1 protein-coding gene is annotated in these 1,447 nt (G+C 67.4%); it reads right to left on the bottom strand.

All coding sequences use genetic code 11. From position 1 onward, the window contains the following. Nucleotides 1-33: 33 nt before the first annotated feature. Nucleotides 34-1,305, bottom strand: coding sequence for an ISL3 family transposase (locus tag AB0B61_RS57430; RefSeq protein ID WP_358450845.1), 1,272 nt, complete (start codon nucleotides 1,303-1,305; stop codon nucleotides 34-36). Between the last annotated feature and the right edge of the window lie 142 nt (nucleotides 1,306-1,447).

The following is a 1,447-nucleotide window of genomic DNA, read 5'->3' on the forward strand; positions in this document are numbered from 1 at the left end:
GGTTCTTCGATTTTGAGGGGGATGGTCGTACCCTCATGCCGCTGGGTTGATCGTTTGATGTGTGCAGGCCAACCGTACGCGTCGGCGTTGGTTGGTGAGGTTGCGGAAGCCGAACGCCACGCGGGCGGCGTCTTTGATGAGGCGGTTGGTGGCTTCGGTGCGGGCGTTGGTGACGCCTGTGGTGATGAAGGCCAGCGTTTCGGGCCACCACTGTTCGATCGTCTCGGCCAGGGTGATCAGTTCCGGCATGTCGGAGGTGGCGCACCAGGAGAAGAAGCGGAACAGCCGGTGGGAGATCACCGAACGCGGAGCTCGCTGGCGGGCGCAGGCGAGCAGGGAGCGTAGTTCTTCCTTGGCGATCCAGACGGTGAGGATCTGTCCGGTGGGTTCGTGGTCGATCAGGTCGTTCCACATGCGGGTGAAGGCCTGTTCGGTCAGGTTCTCGCGGGCACGGAGCAGGCGTCGGCGGTTGGCCCATTCGGGGTCGGTCGCGCGGCCTCGTCGGCCTCGCTGCTGGCGGGTGACGCGCTGGCGGACGGCGGTAACGGCCTTGTTGGCCAGGGCGATGAGGTGGAAGTGGTCGACCACGATGACCGCGTGTGGCAGGGCCTGGTGGATGGCGGTGCGGTAGCAGGCGGCCGGGTCGATCGCGACGATCTGCACGATGTTCTTCCAGGCCGGGCCGCGCGCGTTCAGCCAGTCGATGACCGCCTTGCCGGTGCGGCCGGCGGCCTGGCCGAGCAGCCCACCGGCGCCGGACAGGTCGACGAAGTTGGTCTCGAACCGCTCCAGCTTCTCCCAGCCGCCGTCTGGGTTCTTGCGCCAGCGGGCCCGTCCGCGGCGGGTCTCATCGATGCCCAGTACCTGGACCGGCTCCGGCTCGGCCGGCGACGCGTCGGCTAGCGCGATGAGATGGCGGTGGGCCAGCGGCCAGCCGATCTTGTACTCTCGGCAGGCCGCCGCAACCGAAGCTCCCGCCGCGATACGGCGGGCGGCGGCTCGGCACAATCGGCCGGTCACCCGCGCCCTGGGCGGGATCTCAGCGACCGACTCGGTGAACGCTTTACGCGGACACAGGCTTTCCTTACACGCGAACTGCCGTTTATGCCAGCGCACGTGCAGGGCCTGCTCCCCATAGGGCAGGTCGCGGGGCCGGGTCGTGCGTCGCTGCCGCACCGATGTGGAGATCACTCCGCACTGCGGGCAGGCCGCCCACTCCTCGGGTCGTTCGATATGCACCACCCGCGCCGATTGCTGCTCGTCCTCGGCGACGCGTTCCACCTTGACGACCGTGATTTCCGGCATGCCGAACAGGATCGAAGTACTGTCGTTCACAGCTCGTGGCCCCCGTCACTAACTGTCCTTGATCAACAGCCAGTGTTACGGGGTCACGAGCTCTCGCGTGTCAGGCCACGCCGACGCCCTTCCCCCTCAAGATCGAAGAGCC

It is taken from the genome of Nonomuraea sp. NPDC049158, assembly GCF_040648335.1.
Classification (GTDB): domain Bacteria; phylum Actinomycetota; class Actinomycetes; order Streptosporangiales; family Streptosporangiaceae; genus Nonomuraea.